Annotated in this window: 15 protein-coding genes and 1 CRISPR repeat array; of the genes, 12 read left to right on the plus strand and 3 right to left on the minus strand. The window is 48.3% G+C overall.

The window, feature by feature from the left end:
- Positions 1–3 precede the first annotated feature (3 nt).
- The 6 genes from cas2 (at position 4) to ACLTOH_RS13050 (ending at position 7844) form a co-directional block, all read left to right on the plus strand.
- Positions 4–294, plus strand: coding sequence for a CRISPR-associated endonuclease Cas2 (cas2, locus tag ACLTOH_RS13025; protein ID WP_118538659.1), 291 nt, complete (start codon positions 4–6; stop codon positions 292–294).
- A 174-nt stretch (positions 295–468) separates the two neighbouring features.
- Positions 469–4508: a CRISPR direct-repeat array (repeat unit 32 nt; unit sequence GTCGCTCCCCTCGTGGGAGCGTGGATTGAAAT).
- A gap of 56 nt (positions 4509–4564) precedes the next feature.
- A complete protein-coding gene (locus ACLTOH_RS13030) occupies positions 4565–4750 on the plus strand; it encodes a hypothetical protein (protein WP_118538657.1) in 186 nt (61 codons plus the stop codon).
- A 276-nt stretch (positions 4751–5026) separates the two neighbouring features.
- The gene (locus tag ACLTOH_RS13035; protein ID WP_118538655.1) at positions 5027–5215 is read left to right on the plus strand and encodes a type II toxin-antitoxin system HicA family toxin; all 189 of its coding nucleotides are present in this window, start codon (positions 5027–5029) and stop codon (positions 5213–5215) included.
- Between the two features lies 1 nt (position 5216).
- Entirely contained in the window at positions 5217–5603 is a 387-nt protein-coding gene (locus ACLTOH_RS13040) for a type II toxin-antitoxin system HicB family antitoxin (protein WP_118538654.1), read from the plus strand.
- Between the two features lie 39 nt (positions 5604–5642).
- Complete coding sequence (locus ACLTOH_RS13045) at positions 5643–6803, plus strand: aromatic amino acid transport family protein (RefSeq protein WP_337545855.1); 1161 nt, start codon at positions 5643–5645, stop codon at positions 6801–6803.
- Positions 6804–6827: 24 nt separating this feature from the next.
- On the plus strand, positions 6828–7844 hold the full coding sequence (locus ACLTOH_RS13050) for a metallophosphoesterase (protein WP_337545853.1): 1017 nt from the start codon (positions 6828–6830) through the stop codon (positions 7842–7844).
- Between the two features lie 33 nt (positions 7845–7877).
- Here ACLTOH_RS13050 and ACLTOH_RS13055 read toward each other — a convergent pair whose 3' ends face one another.
- Complete coding sequence (locus ACLTOH_RS13055; RefSeq protein ID WP_337545851.1) at positions 7878–8432, minus strand: hypothetical protein; 555 nt, start codon at positions 8430–8432, stop codon at positions 7878–7880.
- A 189-nt stretch (positions 8433–8621) separates the two neighbouring features.
- On the opposite strand from ACLTOH_RS13055, the gene ACLTOH_RS13060 reads away from it, so the two are divergent.
- On the plus strand, positions 8622–9677 hold the full coding sequence (locus ACLTOH_RS13060) for a transglutaminase domain-containing protein (protein ID WP_412224227.1): 1056 nt from the start codon (positions 8622–8624) through the stop codon (positions 9675–9677).
- Positions 9678–9698: 21 nt separating this feature from the next.
- On the opposite strand, the gene ACLTOH_RS13065 is transcribed toward ACLTOH_RS13060, so the two are convergent.
- On the minus strand, positions 9699–10664 hold the full coding sequence (locus ACLTOH_RS13065; RefSeq protein WP_412224228.1) for a tRNA dihydrouridine synthase: 966 nt from the start codon (positions 10662–10664) through the stop codon (positions 9699–9701).
- A gap of 236 nt (positions 10665–10900) precedes the next feature.
- Between ACLTOH_RS13065 and ACLTOH_RS13070 the strand changes: the two genes are divergently transcribed.
- From ACLTOH_RS13070 to ACLTOH_RS13090, 5 genes are all read left to right on the plus strand, one after another.
- Complete coding sequence (locus ACLTOH_RS13070; RefSeq protein WP_242993684.1) at positions 10901–11581, plus strand: class I SAM-dependent methyltransferase; 681 nt, start codon at positions 10901–10903, stop codon at positions 11579–11581.
- A gap of 123 nt (positions 11582–11704) precedes the next feature.
- Complete coding sequence (locus ACLTOH_RS13075; protein WP_412224229.1) at positions 11705–13015, plus strand: glycoside hydrolase family 28 protein; 1311 nt, start codon at positions 11705–11707, stop codon at positions 13013–13015.
- 74 nt (positions 13016–13089) lie between these two features.
- Complete coding sequence (locus ACLTOH_RS13080; protein ID WP_412224230.1) at positions 13090–14562, plus strand: C69 family dipeptidase; 1473 nt, start codon at positions 13090–13092, stop codon at positions 14560–14562.
- A gap of 204 nt (positions 14563–14766) precedes the next feature.
- Positions 14767–15219 carry a MarR family winged helix-turn-helix transcriptional regulator gene (locus tag ACLTOH_RS13085; protein WP_227062227.1) on the plus strand — a complete coding sequence of 151 codons (453 nt, stop codon included), beginning with the start codon at positions 14767–14769 and terminating at the stop codon, positions 15217–15219.
- Positions 15220–15229: 10 nt separating this feature from the next.
- Positions 15230–16558, plus strand: coding sequence for an MATE family efflux transporter (locus ACLTOH_RS13090; protein WP_227062249.1), 1329 nt, complete (start codon positions 15230–15232; stop codon positions 16556–16558).
- A gap of 778 nt (positions 16559–17336) precedes the next feature.
- Here ACLTOH_RS13090 and ACLTOH_RS13095 read toward each other — a convergent pair.
- The gene (locus ACLTOH_RS13095) at positions 17337–19001 is read right to left on the minus strand and encodes a GGDEF domain-containing protein (protein ID WP_412224231.1); all 1665 of its coding nucleotides are present in this window, start codon (positions 18999–19001) and stop codon (positions 17337–17339) included.
- Positions 19002–19066: the final 65 nt, after the last annotated feature.

Below are 19066 nucleotides of genomic sequence, written 5' to 3' on the forward strand. Positions count from 1 at the left end.
GATATGTTAGTATTGATCACATACGATGTCAACACAGAAAATGCGACCGGAAAAGCGAGATTACGCAAAGTGGCAAAACAATGCGTTAATTATGGCAGAAGAGTTCAGAATTCTGTGTTTGAATGTATTTTGGATAATGCTCAGAGCATTGCATTGAAGGCAACACTTGAGGATATTATTGATACAGAAAAGGACAGTCTTCGATTCTACTATCTGGGTAATAAATATCAGACCAAGATTGAACATATCGGGGTAGACAGAGGAATCGCCCCGGATCAGACACTGATTTTGTAACTGATGCGAAAGCCAAGCATACATAAAATGCCTGGGGGATTCGCACCTTATAAATTATGCGATTTATTGAAATAACATACAAAGATATTTTTAATTAAAATAATTTGTTGTTAAGATTAAATATTTTAGACAATTTTTGCTGAGAGAAAAGAGAACTTTTTGGCGAAAATTGCTGTCGCTCCCCTCGTGGGAGCGTGGATTGAAATATCGGGGATGATTGGGACTACACAGACACACTGGGTCGCTCCCCTCGTGGGAGCGTGGATTGAAATCATGAGGTATCGTCCCAGCTTGGCTGCGTTTGCGTCGCTCCCCTCGTGGGAGCGTGGATTGAAATGATGAATTCGAGAGCTTTGTGCAGTCGTCGTTTGGTCGCTCCCCTCGTGGGAGCGTGGATTGAAATTAATAATTGCCATGTGCAGCGCGTAGCTTATGCGTCGCTCCCCTCGTGGGAGCGTGGATTGAAATATATTATACCACAGGAGAGGAGATGATGCACTTGCGTCGCTCCCCTCGTGGGAGCGTGGATTGAAATGATTGCGGCGGCGTACTTGGAAAATATGAAATAGTCGCTCCCCTCGTGGGAGCGTGGATTGAAATAGCCATCGGATACCATATCTGACAGCAACACCGGCGTCGCTCCCCTCGTGGGAGCGTGGATTGAAATTGTCCAATCTGATACCAGTCTACAGATGCAATAGGTCGCTCCCCTCGTGGGAGCGTGGATTGAAATGATTTCTATTATAAATATTCATTACTAGATCAGAGTCGCTCCCCTCGTGGGAGCGTGGATTGAAATAAGAGAAACTGGAAGATAATAAAAAGTGGTGCGATTGTCGCTCCCCTCGTGGGAGCGTGGATTGAAATTGCTTAATCCGCTTGTATCTATTTTCCCCATTCGTCGCTCCCCTCGTGGGAGCGTGGATTGAAATACAACAGTTTTTGCTGCAAGAGCTTCGCAAGCAGTCGCTCCCCTCGTGGGAGCGTGGATTGAAATAGCCATCGGATACCATATCTGACAGCAACACCGGCGTCGCTCCCCTCGTGGGAGCGTGGATTGAAATTGTCCAATCTGATACCAGTCTACAGATGCAATAGGTCGCTCCCCTCGTGGGAGCGTGGATTGAAATCAAAAGAGTGTTGGAATCACTGTAGATGGAAAAGTCGTCGCTCCCCTCGTGGGAGCGTGGATTGAAATAGAGCAGTTTGGACTAACAAAATGGAATAAATTGTCGCTCCCCTCGTGGGAGCGTGGATTGAAATCTGTTGGCTGCCATGCGCTTTTCATAGTCTGCCGTCGCTCCCCTCGTGGGAGCGTGGATTGAAATATTTGTCGGAGGTGTAGCGAATGAGTAACTATACCGTCGCTCCCCTCGTGGGAGCGTGGATTGAAATCGGTAACACTACCACCATAGCCTCCGGTATAGGAAGTCGCTCCCCTCGTGGGAGCGTGGATTGAAATCAAAAGAGTGTTGGAATCACTGTAGATGGAAAAGTCGTCGCTCCCCTCGTGGGAGCGTGGATTGAAATGTGCTCGTAGACACCCATAAAATAATCTTTACCGTCGCTCCCCTCGTGGGAGCGTGGATTGAAATCTCGAATGTTATTTTGGTGGTTTTACTGTATTTGGTCGCTCCCCTCGTGGGAGCGTGGATTGAAATATGTTGGAACTCCTTTTTATATGATCTTTTGCCTGTCGCTCCCCTCGTGGGAGCGTGGATTGAAATTATCAACTCATATAAGCAGATAGCATCACCAACAGTCGCTCCCCTCGTGGGAGCGTGGATTGAAATATATTTTGGTGTTGAACAAGTAGCAACCACATTACCGTCGCTCCCCTCGTGGGAGCGTGGATTGAAATAGCCTAATTATTTAGCAGATATTAGAGTAGAATCGTCGCTCCCCTCGTGGGAGCGTGGATTGAAATCCCACTTATAATTCCCACCGGGTTTTCTACCGCTGTCGCTCCCCTCGTGGGAGCGTGGATTGAAATTTTGTTGTTGCACTTCATGGCTTTAGTATCAAGACGTCGCTCCCCTCGTGGGAGCGTGGATTGAAATATGAGATTGCTTTTATACTGGTTAGCGCTCCCATGCGTCGCTCCCCTCGTGGGAGCGTGGATTGAAATTATCAACTCATATAAGCAGATAGCATCACCAACAGTCGCTCCCCTCGTGGGAGCGTGGATTGAAATAGAGGATCTCTTTCCGGTCTATGATACCTACGGTCGCTCCCCTCGTGGGAGCGTGGATTGAAATAGTTATATGTGGAACGGAATGTTCCAGGGAAAGTCGTCGCTCCCCTCGTGGGAGCGTGGATTGAAATCTTTTTCAGCATCTTTGAGCAGAAATGAAAATACTGTCGCTCCCCTCGTGGGAGCGTGGATTGAAATATCCAGCACAAAAGCCTGTAGCAGTCCTTAAAAGTCGCTCCCCTCGTGGGAGCGTGGATTGAAATAGAACGGTGAATTACTCTACATGGCTACACATCCGTCGCTCCCCTCGTGGGAGCGTGGATTGAAATCTTAAACTGCACTTCATAACCCAAATCTGTAAGCGTCGCTCCCCTCGTGGGAGCGTGGATTGAAATATCCATCTCTCCCTGGCAATGATCAAAGCAGTTTGGTCGCTCCCCTCGTGGGAGCGTGGATTGAAATGCATTATGCTTCTCTTTCCATGCCCGGCATTCATCCGTCGCTCCCCTCGTGGGAGCGTGGATTGAAATTTCTGAAGCTCCTCCGATAATATCTTTTCCTCCAGTCGCTCCCCTCGTGGGAGCGTGGATTGAAATTCTCAATGGGAGCTGCACCGCCACCGATCTTTAAGGTCGCTCCCCTCGTGGGAGCGTGGATTGAAATTCAAGTACTCTGCTTCCAGCACGCGCCCGTTATCCGTCGCTCCCCTCGTGGGAGCGTGGATTGAAATTCTCAATGGGAGCTGCACCGCCACCGATCTTTAAGGTCGCTCCCCTCGTGGGAGCGTGGATTGAAATTCAAGTACTCTGCTTCCAGCACGCGCCCGTTATCCGTCACAATTTACAATATACACAATGGTCGCTCCCCTCGTGGGAGCGTGGATTGAAATCTACCATGGCTTACACTACTGCTCTACGCGTGCGATCGTCGCTCCCCTCGTGGGAGCGTGGATTGAAATAAAAAGAGCAGGCAGAATGTTTATCTGCACAGGAAGTCGCTCCCCTCGTGGGAGCGTGGATTGAAATTTCTGTCGCCACAATACCGGATAAGTTGATATCTGTCGCTCCCCTCGTGGGAGCGTGGATTGAAATTTTGCATTTACGTTTGTTTTTGCACGATATTGCTTTGTCGCTCCCCTCGTGGGAGCGTGGATTGAAATAATTCCTTTTCTTGCTTGGATGGAATCGGCGGCTTGTCGCTCCCCTCGTGGGAGCGTGGATTGAAATGATTTTTGACACGTCGACGCCGATTGCCTTAGGTCGCTCCCCTCGTGGGAGCGTGGATTGAAATATACATCCACATTTTCTGTCGCGCTTTGGGCGTATGTCGCTCCCCTCGTGGGAGCGTGGATTGAAATCTTGTGACTTTTCTGCATCTCGTTAGTCTGCCAAGTCGCTCCCCTCGTGGGAGCGTGGATTGAAATACAAAATCGTTAATATCGATTGCGTACTTGTCTGGTCGCTCCCCTCGTGGGAGCGTGGATTGAAATTACGGTACTCAGAAGTTGCAGAAGCATATTACCATCGCTCCCCTCGTGGGAGCGTGGATTGAAATACACAATACTGTGGATAATCGTCCGGTACTGCGGTCGCTCCCCTCGTGGGAGCGTGGATTGAAATCTGCGCAATGAATAAAATATTTTGCCCCGTTGTACGTCGCTCCCCTCGTGGGAGCGTGGATTGAAATTACCGGGGTAGCGTAAATGGCGTGCAAGCCAATTGTCGCTCCCCTCGTGGGAGCGTGGATTGAAATATGTCAATACAGCGTGTGCTGCGAAGAGCTTTCCGTCGCTCCCCTCGTGGGAGCGTGGATTGAAATATCTGATGTTAGACTGCGGACTCCGGCGTCAGGAAGTCGCTCCCCTCGTGGGAGCGTGGATTGAAATATTTCTGTCTTCATCCGGACTGCCTCCAATCTGTTGTCGCTCCCCTCGCGGGAGCGCGGATTGAAATGCACGGACGATGGGGATAATCTGTTTTTTCAACATGGTCGCTCCCCTTGCGGGAGCGACCATTGAAATAGAAAAGACAATCGTATATCATGTACTATGTGATTACATAGAAGGAGGATATCTAATTGAGTAAGACGGTTAGGCAAAGTGATTGGGCAACGGAAACGCATATGGAAGCCCTATTTTGGAGAAACGGAATGACACCGGAAGAATACGAGATGGAAAACAGATATTTGAGTAAAAATTTTTATAAGCAAAAAGATGGAAACTATATGCCACTTTGGATGCAAGAAGAGAACATGAAAGCATAATTAGTTCTTTGGATTTTTTTATTTACAGACAAGAAATACTTTATATTGAAATCAAAACAGATTGTAATAATTTCTTATACTATTCTATTTTATGTCTGATATTGTACAACATGTTGATAATTACAATATCTTTTAAAGTCAGTTTTAAGAAAATCTATTTATATTTCCTACGTAACAATTTGAATTTTTAATGTTATGTCGCATGGCTTTGTGTAAATTTGTGTATTTCGCTATTGATTTTGTGTAAGATTGTGTATAATATAAAAGGAGAAAAGAATGCATCCACGAAAGAAAACAATTAAAGAATTGGAAAAGAACGGTTTTATTTTTAAAAGACATGGAGCAAGTCATGATTTGTATTTTCAACCGAATACCAAGCAGACAATTCCTGTAAAACGTCATGATTTTAATGAAGATGATATGCGCTATATCTTCAAAGAAGCAAATATAGAAGGAGGCAAATGACATGCAATACACATATACCGCAGTTATTACTGAAAAAGATGGCACTTTCTATGCAAAGGTTCCGGATGTGGACGGGTGTATTACTACAGCATCGACTTTGGCAGAGGCGATTGCCCTTATTACAGATGCATTGAATCTTTGTCTTGTTGGTCTGGAAGATGAGGAAATTACTCCGAATGAGCCTACACCGCAGTCAGAGATTCCTCATTTACCGACAGATATTCTTACGATCATTCAGGCAGACACTATAAAATATCGTAGCATGACTGACACCAAGGCAGTTCGCAAAAATGTCTCGCTTCCGGCATGGATGTCCAAACTTGCCGATAAGCGAGGAATCAATTGCTCCAAAGTATTGCAGGAAGCACTTACCGCTAAACTTTTATAACTATAGAAAATCAGTATTTTTACCAAGGAGGTCCTCCCCATGTCCCACCCCATCCAATCCGAAGCCCATCTCACGACCTTTGAAGCCATCAGCATGATCGTCGGCAACAGCATCGGCACTGGCATCATCGCCGTTCCGTATCTTGCCACGAAAAATAGCATGCTGGATGTCGTGTGGATGGTATTGATCGCCTATTGTGTGAACGTGATCCTGCACCTGATCATTGCTGAGTTGTCTTACAATAATGGTGGTGTCCAACTAGTGAAAAGCTTTGAAGGAGAGCTGTTTCATGGGAAAATGAAGCAGATCTTCAGTTGGAGCGTATTTATTGTCTATGGGCTGGCAATTATGATCGGTGTCAGCGGCAACATCAACGGTGGCGCCCAGATTTTTGTGAACTGGTTCGGAATGCCTTTTGTGGCGGCGCAGGTTTTGTACTATGTGATCGCCGGAGTTGTGGTATTTATCGGCATGAAAGCCGTAGGCATCGCACAGAAGTACGCAGTCATTGTCCTCATGGGAATTGTGGCAGTGATGACGGTAGGAACTTTTCTGCATCCGCTGAATTCTTTGCAACGGGCACAGTTCCACTGGAATAATCTGCTGGCGCTGTACAGCATGGTGGTGTTCGCAACTTCCGCCAATCAGGCAGTGATCCAGGTGGTGAAAGGCCTGGATGGCAACGCGAAACAGATCCGTCGTTCCATTTTCATCGGTTTTGGGCTTTCCTCAGTGTTTGTCCTGATCGTAACGGGTACGGTTCTCCTGGGAACCAAGGGAGCGCTGGAAAAAGAACTGGCATACATGCAGTTGGGAGAAAGTATCGGTACCTGGGCGATGATCCTGGCAGGCGTATTTTCCCTGTTTGCTTTACTTACCACGTTCTGGAGCAATACTCTCGCCCTCCGCGATGTGGTCCATGAGCAGATCGGCAGCGGCAACCGCATCAGCTGGCTGATCGCCACAGTTCCCTGCATCCTGTTTGCGGTGTTTGGCGTGAACAGCTTTATTGTTCTGACCCGGATTATGAGCGGTGTAGTGGTACTGGTGAGCATCATACTGGTGCTGACATACGGTAAATCCAGAAAAAAGGCGGGCAGCAGTCCTATCTGCGGTGTGATCGGCACGGTGCCTTTTCAGGTGCTGATGGTGATTTCAACAGTACTTTCTGCAATAGGAGCATTGATCCCGTTGAGTTAATCCCCAAAAAGAAAAGAGATTCTTATGTATACTTCCAAAAACTTTCAGATTCGGGACGAAGAGACTTTTTCTCTTTGCATCCCGACGGACAGAGATTATAAAATATTGCAGCTGACAGACCTGCACCTTGGTTTCGGCATGTTTTCCCGGAAAAAGGACAGACTGGCGCTGGAAGCGGTGACGGAGCTGATCCGCCGGACGGGACCGGATCTGATCGTCCTGACCGGAGATTCTGTTTTCCCGTTTTTCCCGAAAAGCGGTACCATGAACAACCGAAAGCAGGCAGAAAAACTGCTGGCATTTCTGGATGGTTTTCAGATTCCCTATACTCTGGTCTTTGGTAACCATGACTGTGAAATGGGCTCCACCTGCAATAAGGAGCAGCTGGCGGAGATTTTTGCCACGGGGAAATACGCTGTTTTTACCAAAGGAAGATATGAACACAGTCCTCAGAATCCCATTACCGGCGTAGGGAATTTTGTAGTAGACCTCACAGATGATCAGGGAAAACTGTTACTTCCGCTGATTCTGCTGGATTCCAACATGTATGGTGACGGCTGGTTTTTCAGCGGTTTCGACCGGATCCATGAGGATCAGACGGACTGGTGCATGGAAAAACTGAACGAGAGAAAAGTGCCTGCCATGGCATTTTTCCACATGCCGCCCGCAGAATTTAAGGAAGCTTATGAGAAAATGAAATTGGGCGATCACAGCGTGATTTATGAACACGGCAGTATCGGAGAAAAGGACGAGTACTTCGGAATATCGAACCGACCACCTCATTTTTTTGAAAAAGCGGTGGATAACGGCTGGCTGAAATGGATTTTCTGTGGACACGATCATCTGAATACGTTGTCACTGACCTATAAAGGTATCCGCATGACTTACGGAATGTCCATTGATTATCTGGGATATTCCGGCATCGCGAAGCAATATATCCAGCGGGGAGCCACGCTGATCACGCGTAAGACAAACGGGAACATAGATATCACTATGGTACCGTTGACAACGGTTGTTTCGACACGAGTAAGGGGAGCCTGATGAAAGGCTCCCCTTAATGGTTCAAAGCGGAAATTAGTAATTGATACCGCTGATGCCGAGTACTCCGTTCTGGACATTGAAGGTGATGTTGGGGCCGTCACCGGTGCTGTAGAGGGTGAAGCCTGCCATACTGGGGCTTAATTCGGACAGATCAGCATTAGCCATAGAGTCTTTCAATTCAGGGGTGAAGATTTTGTCTGCACCTAAGGCAATCAGATCTTCCCTGGTTTCGATCACACTGCCATCGCCCAGAGCAACATAGACCGGATAATTGACCAGATCAGCGAGAGCATTCAGGTCTTCAGCGGCTACGGCATCCTGGATCTTTTTAGCGAAAGCGGCAGCATCCTCTGTGGAAACTGCAAAGTTGTCTTCATATGAAGTACCATTGGCCGCATCAGCAGAAACTTCTGTAGTTGTCTCAGCACTAGCTTCAGCAGCAGAACTTTCAGCAGTAGAAGCCTCCGCACCGCTTTCGGAAGTCACCGTACTTTCCGCCGAAGCTGCTGCATTTCCCTGACTGCCACAGGCAGCAAAAGACAATACCATCACAGTAGTTAAAAGTGCACAGATCATTTTGTTTTTCATAAGTAAAACTCCTCTCTTAAATAAAACCATATCTTACAGGTCTCTGATGGTTAGACTATGCATCTGCTGCAAAAGTTTCAAAAAATATCAAAAAAATATCAAAAATATCAAAAACATCCACCCAAAAGAAAAACCTTCTGTTAAAATGTAAAAATAAGACAGATGAAAACAATAGAATAGGAAACTACCATGGAACCATATTACTATCAGAAAATGAACAAGCCCCAGCAGGCCGCCTATCACGCTATGCAGCAGGGAGTGCTGGCGCTGGCAGACGAGATCCAGTTGCCGCGGATCCCGGCGGAAGAATTGTATGACGTATTTTTCCGACTGCGGCTGGATCATCCGGAGATCTTCTGGGTAGTGAGTTATCGGTATAGATATTATCAGGACTCCCCCAATATCATCTTCGTGCCGGAGTATCTGTTTGAGAAAAATAAGATCAGAGAACATCAGAAAGCCATGCAGTCCCGGGTGGAAAAGCTGGCAAGACCTGCCGCAAAGTTCACAGAGTGGGAAAAAGAGAAGTACATTCACGACTTTATCTGCGAAAATATCACCTACGATAAGTTGAAAAAGCCCTATTCCCATGAGATTATCGGACCGCTGGGACAGGGCGTGGGTGTCTGCGAGGGCATTGCCAAATCGGTGAAGGTTCTTTGTGATACGCTGGGTGTGTGGTGTGTAATCGCTATCTGCGGCAACAATCCGGAGAAAGGGATCAAGTACCGTCACACCTGGAATATTGTGCGGATCGGCGGGCAGTATTACCATCTGGATGCCACATTTGACAATACATTGGGAAAACATCAGGGCAATGCGGAAGCACCCGGAGAGATCCGCTACGACTATTTCAATCTGGGAGATAAAGCAGTGTTCCGGGATCATGAACCGTTGATCGCCCCGGCACCCGGCTGTCCGGACAACGATCATTTTTATTACAAGGAGAAAAAACTTTCCTTTACGAAAACGGAAGAAGTATATAAAAGAGCACAGCAGATGGCGAAAAAAGGCCGGGCCATGACGTTCCAGTGGCGGGGAGGCTATCTGACCAGAGAAGTCTTGCAGGAACTGTTGGAACTGATCCGCAAGGCAGGCGAGGAGCGGCAGAAGACCGCCCGGATCAGCTTCAACTGGCCACAGGCGGTCATTCATTTCAGCTATGTGGAAAATGCAGGCATCCCGGAGCCGGAGGTCGTCATGGAAGACGCCAACGAAGGAGAACAGTTCGACACCGGGGAATAAAGGTATGGGATGATGTCAGGATCAAGAATTCTCCGACTTCAATGCGCACTCCCGGAATAACGCATTGACGGCCAGCTTATAGTCGCTGGCATCTGTGGCTTTGCGGATCTTTTTTACGTATTTGTCCGGAGATTCGAAGCTGTGGCTTAAGAAAGTCCAGAGATCCTTCATCTTATAGAGCGTATTGGTATCGCCGGACATGATCTCCTGATAACCGGTCAGGAGGGAAGTGTGGAATTCTTTCAGGACAGCCAGACGCTCTTCACAAGACGGCAGCGCAACACTCTCCGTGGAGGCAGCCTTCAATTCCTGCAATAATCCCGGATTCTGCAAAATTCCCCGGCCGATCATGACCGTATCGATACTGGGAAGCTTCGTAAGAATCTGCGTTAGCGACTCCGGAGAGGTAATATCCCCGTTATAGCACAGCGGACATTGCAGGGCTTCCACCGCCTCTGCGAAAGCTTCCAGATGGGGTGTCCCCTTGTAACCTTCCTTTTGCAGTCTGGGGTGAATGATCAGTTCCTTCATGGGGAATTTTTGATATATTTTAAGCAGTAGAGCCCATTCATCCATGTAGTCCATGCCGATGCGGGTCTTGATGGAGATTTCCAGTGGACATTTTTCGAAGATCTCGTCCAGAAAATCCTCCAGTTCCCGGGGTGTGCCTAAGAAGCCGGCACCACGGTTTCTTGCCACCACCGTCCCGGAAGGACAGCCCAGATTCAGATTGACCTCGTGGTAGCCATATCCGGCCAGCTGCTCTGCCAGCGACAGAAATTCCTCCGCCTTATTGGTCAGGATCTGCGGTACGGTGTACATGCCCACATTATGTTCCGGAAGCACATCGTTGCGTTCTCTGCTGTTCATGTGCCGATTGGAGATAAAAGGGGTAAAATATTTGTCCATGCCGCCGTAACAGCGGTTCCAGTTAGTGCGAAAATTATAAGTGGTCAGTCCCTCCATGGGGGCAAGATAATATTTCATAAAAATGTATGCCTTTCCGTAACCTGCAAGCGTTCCATTGCATTTCCGGCGTATGCTTTCGCAGATTGTACTTTGTATCGGGTGTTTTGCCAAATCCCTTATGCAGAGATATTCTCAATAACGGGATTGCCCTTTACATGATTATAAACAGTTACTATTATAATAGAGATAGTAAAAATTGCAAAGAAAACCGCAAAGATCCAAAAAGAAAGCGGCTGGAAGAAGGAATAAAGATCATGACTGAAAAAACAGAGAATAATACCATGAACCTAACCACCAACGAACGCACCCAGCAGGAGATCACCATCTCCGGCAACCCCGGGAAACCGGTCGGGGAGGATGGGGAGAAGATGCTGCGCCGCATGAACGAAAGCCACTACGCAGTGACCGGCTGGGCGTTGGAACACTGGAAGATCCGGGAAAATGACCGGATTCTGGACATCGGCTGCGGTGGAGGAGCAACTCTGAAACGCATGAGTGAAGAGGTGCGTGACGGACATCTGACCGGAGTGGATTATTCCGCCACTTCACTGGAGCTTTCCGGGAAAACCAATGCAGAAGCACTGCAGCAGGGAAAAATGGATCTCGTGGAAGCCTCAGTGGAAAAACTGCCCTTTGCGGACAATGCTTTTGACAAGATCATTACGGTGGAAAGCTTTTATTTCTGGCCGGATCCCGCGGAAAATCTGAAAGAAGTCTACCGGGTATTGAAGGAGCAGGGAACCTTTTTACTGGTGGCCGACATTTACCAGAAGGAGGATCTGCCGGAACAGGTGCGGGAAAACATTCAAAGATTCCATCTGTTTAATCCCACACCGGAAGAATTCCGGGAACTGCTGGAAAATGCAGGATTTGAAGAGGTACGGATTCACTTAAAAGACGGCGAGGACTGGATCTGCGCGGAAGGGCACAAATAAGCAGTAGAACCCTTCGGAAAAACGCAAAAACCGGGTGGAAGTCCGAAACGGAACACGCTAGAATCAGAAACATAGAAAATGTGAAAGTATCCATGAAAATATTCAAAGGAGAAAACAATAACCATGTATAATCAGAATTATAAAGTAGAAATTCCCCAGTTCCCGGACCGGGAGGTGTCCATAGCAGAATACGGCGCGAAGAGCGGCGATTTGCAGATCGAGACCGGCAGACACAATGCGGAGGCCATTAACCGCGCGATCTGCGAAGTGTCGGAGCAGGGGGGCGGTACGGTAAGAGTTCCCGCAGGCATCTGGGCGGTGGCTCCGCTCCGGCTGTTAAGCGGTGTCAATCTTCATCTGGACAGTCAGGCTATGTTAAAATTCATCAAGTCCAAAGAGGATTATCCCCTGCGCATTACCAGTTATGAAGGGCAGGACTGCATCCGTACCGTGTCTCCCATCACAGCGGAAAATGCTGAAAATATCGCCATCACCGGAGATGGTATCATTGACGGCAGCGGTGATAAATGGCGTCCGATCAAGAAGTTTAAGATGACGGAAAAACAGTGGGATACGTTGTTTACCATCAGCCCTTATGTGTTAGAGACGAAAGAAACAGCGATCTGGATGCCCACAGAGTCGATTTTAAAAGGAAATCACCACAACATTCAGGGAAACACCGAGGAAGCACTGGCTGCTGCGGCACCTTATTATGATTTTTACCGCCCGGTGATGATCAGTCTGCGCCATTGCAAAAATGTGCTTCTGCAAGGCGTAACGTTCATGAACTCTCCGGCATGGAATATCCACCCCTATTTCTGCGAGAACCTTACGGTGGAGCATATACAGGTCCGCAATCCTTATTATGCCCAGAACGGTGACGGCATTGATGTGGAGTCCTGCACTAATGTGCATATTCATCACAGTGTTTTTGAGACCGGAGATGATGCCATCTGCATGAAGTCCGGCAAAAATGCCATTGCCCGCAAGATTCAGGGGCCCTGCAGCAATGTTTACATCCATGACTGTCTGGTGAACGAAGGCCATGGCGGCTTCGTCATCGGCAGTGAGATGTCCCGCGGAGTAAAGGATATTCTGGTGGAGAACTGTACTTTCGTGGGAACCGATGTGGGTGTCCGCATGAAGAGTGCGCTGGGCCGCGGCGGCGTGGTGGAAAATATCACTCTCCGCAATATCCATATGAGCGAGATCAAGGGCGAGGCAGTGATCCTGACCATGTCCTATGTGCTCAATTCCCTGAACCGGGAAGAGACCATTGCCATGGAAAATGAGGACGACATCCCGTATTTCAGAAATCTGCAGATGGAGAATATTGAAGTCACCGGCTGCAGACAGTTCACAAAGATCGAGCCTTTACAGGGCAGGCCGGAGACAATTCAAAATGTAGTCATTAACGGACAGAAGCTGGCATAAGTGCCAGGACTGGAACACAGATTTCCGGTGCCGGAGAAGAAAATTTTGAAACACAGTATCAGGAGGTAATGATTATGCCATGTACAACCATATTAGTAGGAAAAAAAGCATCTTATGACGGTTCCACCATGATCGCCCGGAATGACGATTCTCCTTCGGGGCAGTTCACACCGAAGAAATTCGTTGTGGTGCATCCGGAAGAACAGCCGAAAAAATACAAATCCGTGCTTTCCCATGTGGAGATCAATCTGCCGGAGGATCCCATGCGTTATACCGCAGTCCCCAATGCACTGGACGGAGAGGGTATCTGGGCAGCGCACGGTGTCAATGCGGCAGGTGTGGGCATGACGGCCACAGAGACCATCACTTCCAATGCCAGAGTTCTGGGAGCGGATCCACTGGTGGAATATGTTCCGGCGAAGGATGGTGTGGAAGAGATCTCCGGCGGCATCGGCGAGGAGGACATTGTGTCTCTGGTGCTTCCTTACATTTACAGTGCCAGAGAGGGTGTCACACGTCTGGGAAGCCTGTTGGAGAAATACGGTACCTACGAGATGAACGGGATTGCTTTTTCCGATAAAAACGAGATCTGGTGGCTGGAGACCATCGGCGGCCATCACTGGATCGCCCGGAGAGTGCCGGACGACGCTTATGTGGTGATGCCGAACCAGTTCGGAATCGATGCCTTTGATCTGGAAGATGCGCTGACGGAGCAAAAGGAGCATATGTGTTCCGCGGATCTGAAAGAATTTATTGAAAAGAACTACCTGGATCTGTCACAGGACGGCAGTTTTTCCGCCAGAGATGCCTTTGGAAGCCATGACGATTCCGACCATGTATACAATACCGCAAGAGCCTGGTATATGCTGCGGACCCTGAATCCCCGTACAAAGATCTGGGATGGCCCGAATGCAGAGTACACACCGTTTTCCGATGATCTGCCCTGGTGCATGGTGCCGGAGAAGAAAATCACGGTGGAAGATGTGAAATATGTGCTGTCTTCCCATTATCAGGGAACGCCCTACGATCCTTATGCGGCTTATGGAGATAAGTCCATGCGGGGAGCCTATCGTTCCATCGGCATCAACCGCAATGACGTCTTGACCCTGATCCAGATGCGTCCGGAGGGAGAGCCGGTTCAGTGGCTGGCGCTGGCCTCTAATGCCTTTAATGTACTGGCACCTTTTTATACCGGCATCGATAGGACACCTGAGTACCTGTCAGCGACCACCGGAAAAGTCTCCACGGAGAACTTCTACTGGATGAGCCGTATGATCGCAGCCATGGCCGATGCTTCTTACAACAAATCCGTGTTCCATATCGAACGTTATCAGGAAAAGGTGGCGGCGAAGAGCCATGTGATCCTGAATCACTACGATGCATTGCTGGCGCAGGAGAACGATGAGGGCAAATGTAAGAAATTGCAGGAAGAAGCCAACGAAAAGACGGCCCAAATGCTGCGGGAGGCAGCAGCCGACACGCTGGACAAGGTACTGTACGAACTTAGCGGACAGATGAAAAATGCCTATGCCAGATCGGATGCGTAAACAATCATCCAGGTGGAAACTTCATGATCTGAATGAAGAGAAAGGAAAACAGCAGATTCTCCAAAAGAGTCTGCTGTTTTTGTGTTTATGAAAATATCTCATTGACAAATCTGAAATGTTTACATATAATTACCAAAGATAATTACTAGTGGTAACTATAAAGACAATTAAAGAATAGAAAAAAGATATCAGAGAGGAAAAAGAATGACGGTTCAGACCATAAAACGAATGTTGGATGCCTGTTATCAGGCAAAACGGATCCGGGAGATGCTTCCGGCGCTGCCCTCAGGCGTGACACCTTCTTATATTCATTTCCTGGATGTGATCCAGATCATGGAGAGGCAGGGGGTTGCTGTGAAGATTTCAGATATCAGTGACTATCTGAATATCCCCCGTCCCGGCGTGACACGGACAGTAAAAGAAATGGAAGAAAAGGGGTATCTGCGGAAAGCCAATGCGGCGGAAGACGGCAGGATCACCTATATTTCTCTGACAGAAGAGGGACGAAAACTGTCGGAAAAATATAATGAGAATTATTTTGTCGGTCTGGCACCGTATCTGGAGAGCATTTCCGAAGCAGATGCGAAAGTGATGATACAGACCATAGAGACCTTTTATCAGGTGATGTGCGAGAGGAGAGAGAAGTTTGAAAAATAAAGAAAATGACATGATGGATTTTACACAAGGAAGCATTTTGAAAAAGTTGCTTCGCTTCATGGTTCCCATTTTGGGAGCCTTAATCTTACAGGCGGCTTACGGTGCGGTAGACCTGCTGGTAGTGGGACGGTTCGGCTCCACCTCCGGACTTTCCGGTGTATCCACCGGCAGTCAGGTGCTGAATCTGGTGACCTTTGTGGTGACTCAGCTGGCCATGGGTATCACCGTGCTGATCGCCCGGTATCTCGGGGAGAAGAGAGAGGATCAGATCGGCAGCATTATCGGCGGCGGAACCGTTGTATTTGCAGCGATCTCGCTGGTGCTGTTTGTAATTATGGTGGGCTTTGCCCGTCCTATTGCGGTTCTCATGCAGGCACCGGAAGAGGCGGTAGGGCTGACCGCTGCTTACATCCGGATCTGCGGTGCCGGAATCTTTTTTATTGTGGCATATAATGTATTGTCAGCCATTTTCCGTGGACTGGGTGACAGCAATTCCCCGCTGCTGTTTGTATTCGTGGCGTGCATTGTCAATGTCGTGGGTGATCTGGTGCTGGTGGCAGGACTGGGCATGGATGCCATGGGAGCAGCGCTGGCTACTGTTTTTGCACAGGCATTGAGCGTAGTGTTTGCAATTGTACGCCTTGTGAAAAAGGGACTGCCCTTTACCATTACCGGATACGATTTCCGTTTGAATCCCCAGTGCGGTAAATTCCTGCAGATTGGTCTGCCGTTAGCTTTGCAGGAGTGTCTGACGCAAGGCTCTTTCCTGGCACTGTGTGCCTTTGTCAACCGCCTGGGACTGGAAGCTTCCTCTGGCTACGGCGTGGCATGCAAAATCGTTAACTTTGCCATGCTGATCCCCGGTGCACTGATGCAGTCCACTTCTTCTTTCGTGTCACAGAATGTAGGTGCCGGAGAACAGAAGCGGGCGAAGAAGACCATGTTCACCGGTATCGGCATCGGACTTTTGGTGGGATGCTTTGCCTTTTCACTGGTGTTCTTCCGGGGGGATCTGCTGGCAGGTATCTTCTCCGCGGATGCGGCAGTGGTGCAGAGAGGGTATGAGTATCTGAAAGGTTTCGCACCGGAGACACTATTGACTGCTGTGCTGTTCAGCATGATGGGATATTTTAACGGTAATGGCAAGACCGTGTGGGTCATGCTTCAGGGACTGATCCAGACACTTCTCGTCCGACTTCCTTTTGCTTACTATATGAGTATCCAACCGGACGCAAGTCTCACCAATATCGGCCTCGCAGCCCCCATCTCTACTGCAGTGGGCATTGTTCTGAATGTGGCTTTTTTTCTCTATTTGGAACATGCTGCCAAGCGTAGTTAATTGAGAGTTACGCGGGCAATGAGCCGCGCATAGGCATAGTGAGGACAGCGATGGGCGCTTGCGCACAAATCGCTGTCTTATTCGATACGCGGGGCGTAATCATTAAATTTAGTCAATTAAGCCCCGGTAGTTTACGATACGCGGGGCGTAATCATCAAATTTAGTCAATTAAGCCCCGGTAGTTTACCATACGCGGGGCGTAATCATTAAATTTAGTCAATTAAGCCCCGGCAGTTTACGATACGCGGGGCGTAATCATCAAATTTAGTCAATTAAGCCCCGGCAGTCTTACGATAGCGGGGCTTAATTATCAAATATTGTGCGTAACGCCCCATACCTTGGTTTAAGGATACAGAGAAGCTTGTTCCTATCACCTGTGTCCACGCTGAGGCGGAAGGTTTCCAGCAGAAAAGGACTGCTCCCCCGGGCGTAGATGCGGCGGAGACTGTGAGATTTTCTTGGAAAGTGGTTAAGCCGCAGGGGCAACGCGAACACGATGTTCGCGTTAGCCGGTAAGCGACATGGATGGCAGCGTAAAGGCGGCCCCGTCATGATGAGAAACACTTGACCACTTTCCTTTAGAAAATCCACAGTTGTAGCTAGCATCCGAGTCCGGGGGGCAGTCCTTTCTGCGTGGGGGCTATGGCAACCCTACGTTACGAGCCATGTCCCCAATTCATAAATGTTTCGCAAAGGGCACTCCACATTTGTTGGCAGTTCTCTGCAATGAGCCACGCTATTCATAAGATTGTCAGCAAAAACGCTGCCAATCTTATGATCAATTTTCTGTTTTCATTCGTCGTTTCGCCTCATACATTCTGGCATCGGCCTCCCGGACCATATCGTCCATGGAACGAGGCATATTATGGGTCAGTACGGAATATCCCATGGCTACAGTAATGGGATGCTCGGAACCGTCAGGAAGCTTCAAAGTTCCCAGAGACGCTTCGAAATCTCTTTGCAGCTTGAGAAATTCTTTTTCGGAATCGGATACGGTCGACAGGAATACGAACTCATCTCCGCCAATCCGGTAACATTTTCCTAAGGAACCAAGATGTGCCGACAGAGTATCCGCTACCCGGCGGATCATTTCATCACCGCTTTGGTGACCGTAGGTGTCGTTCACATATTTGAGGCTATTCACATCGTACAGTGCCAGCAACACATGAAAATTATGGGATGCGTCCAGTCTTTTCAATTCTTCCATATAGGAAGTACGGTTCAGCAGGTCGGTCAGACCGTCGCGATAAGCCAGGCGGCTGAGCAGCTGCATGCGAACACCTTCCTGATAGTTGGTCATGAGGCGCAGGGTAACTTGGACTGCTTCCATGATCAGGAACATAAGCACACCGATCCGTGTGAAGAAGCTGGTCTCGGGAGCACTGCCGAACCATAGCAGCAGGATATCCAGTAGAACGCCAAAGCACAGACACAGAATTCCAAGGTTATGATATAGATTGTGCTTCAGATGCTGCCTTTGATTCTGATAAAACCCCTTGCCGATGGCATAGATAACAAGTGCAATCAGAATGCCAAAAGTAATATGGGTCAGACGAAGACTTTCATGGAAGTCCTTGAGACCGGTCAGATTCAGGCAGAAACGTATACTGAAATCCATGACACTGATCAGGCATACTGTCTGTACCATCACAGGGGAGTACTCTGTATACATTTTGCCAAGGTACAGAAACAGTGGAATGGTGATCAGCATCATAAAAAGTTCCGCAATTGTATGATAAATATGGCTGTTACGCAGGATCAGCTGCAGCATACGGTTATCTGCCAACATAAAGATACCGGTATTCAGAGCAAATAATCCCAGATAAAGCATCTCACTGCCGATGATGTGCTTCTTGTGTAATGGCAGATAAAACAGGATAAATGCCAGACCAAGATGGGCGATCAGGAAGCTGATGCCGAATCCGGGTGCCTTGTCGCGGATGCGGCTTATCAGGATATCTTCACTACGTCCCAGGTACATATGATTGATCTTGCCACTGCCGTCTCCGTAAGGATTATCGATCACCAGGGTGAGCGTGCGCCCGGAATCTTCCCGGTAGATGGGCAGAGAGACATAAGAGGCTCCCGGCGTCTTGCCGAAGAAAACTCCCTCCGGTCGTATGGCCTCATAGATCTGCCGGTCGTCTATCAGGATCGTGACATTGGAACTTTTATAAAAAAAGAAAAGTGCCATGTCGTGAGTCAGCGCAGGAAGCTTCTTGGTCACTGTGCAGGTGCCGCTGATATGGGAAAAATCAACGGGGCTTCCATCGGAGGTGGTCCAGCCTTCTGAAAAGTCAATATAATCCGATATTGCCGGCTCACGGTTCTGTTTGGGCAGACTGTAGTACAGTACCGTAAAAATCACAGAACACATGATCAGGAAAAACAGTCCACGTATAATGGAATATGAAGTTTTGTGATTGTTCGTGTTAGTATTCATATGAATTATATTATAGTAATTAGGTACCATAAAAGTCAATGCCTGTGTTGGTCAGATCAATGACT

It is taken from the genome of Waltera sp. (genome assembly GCF_046969025.1).
GTDB classification, from domain to species: Bacteria; Bacillota; Clostridia; order Lachnospirales; family Lachnospiraceae; genus Acetatifactor; species Acetatifactor acetigignens.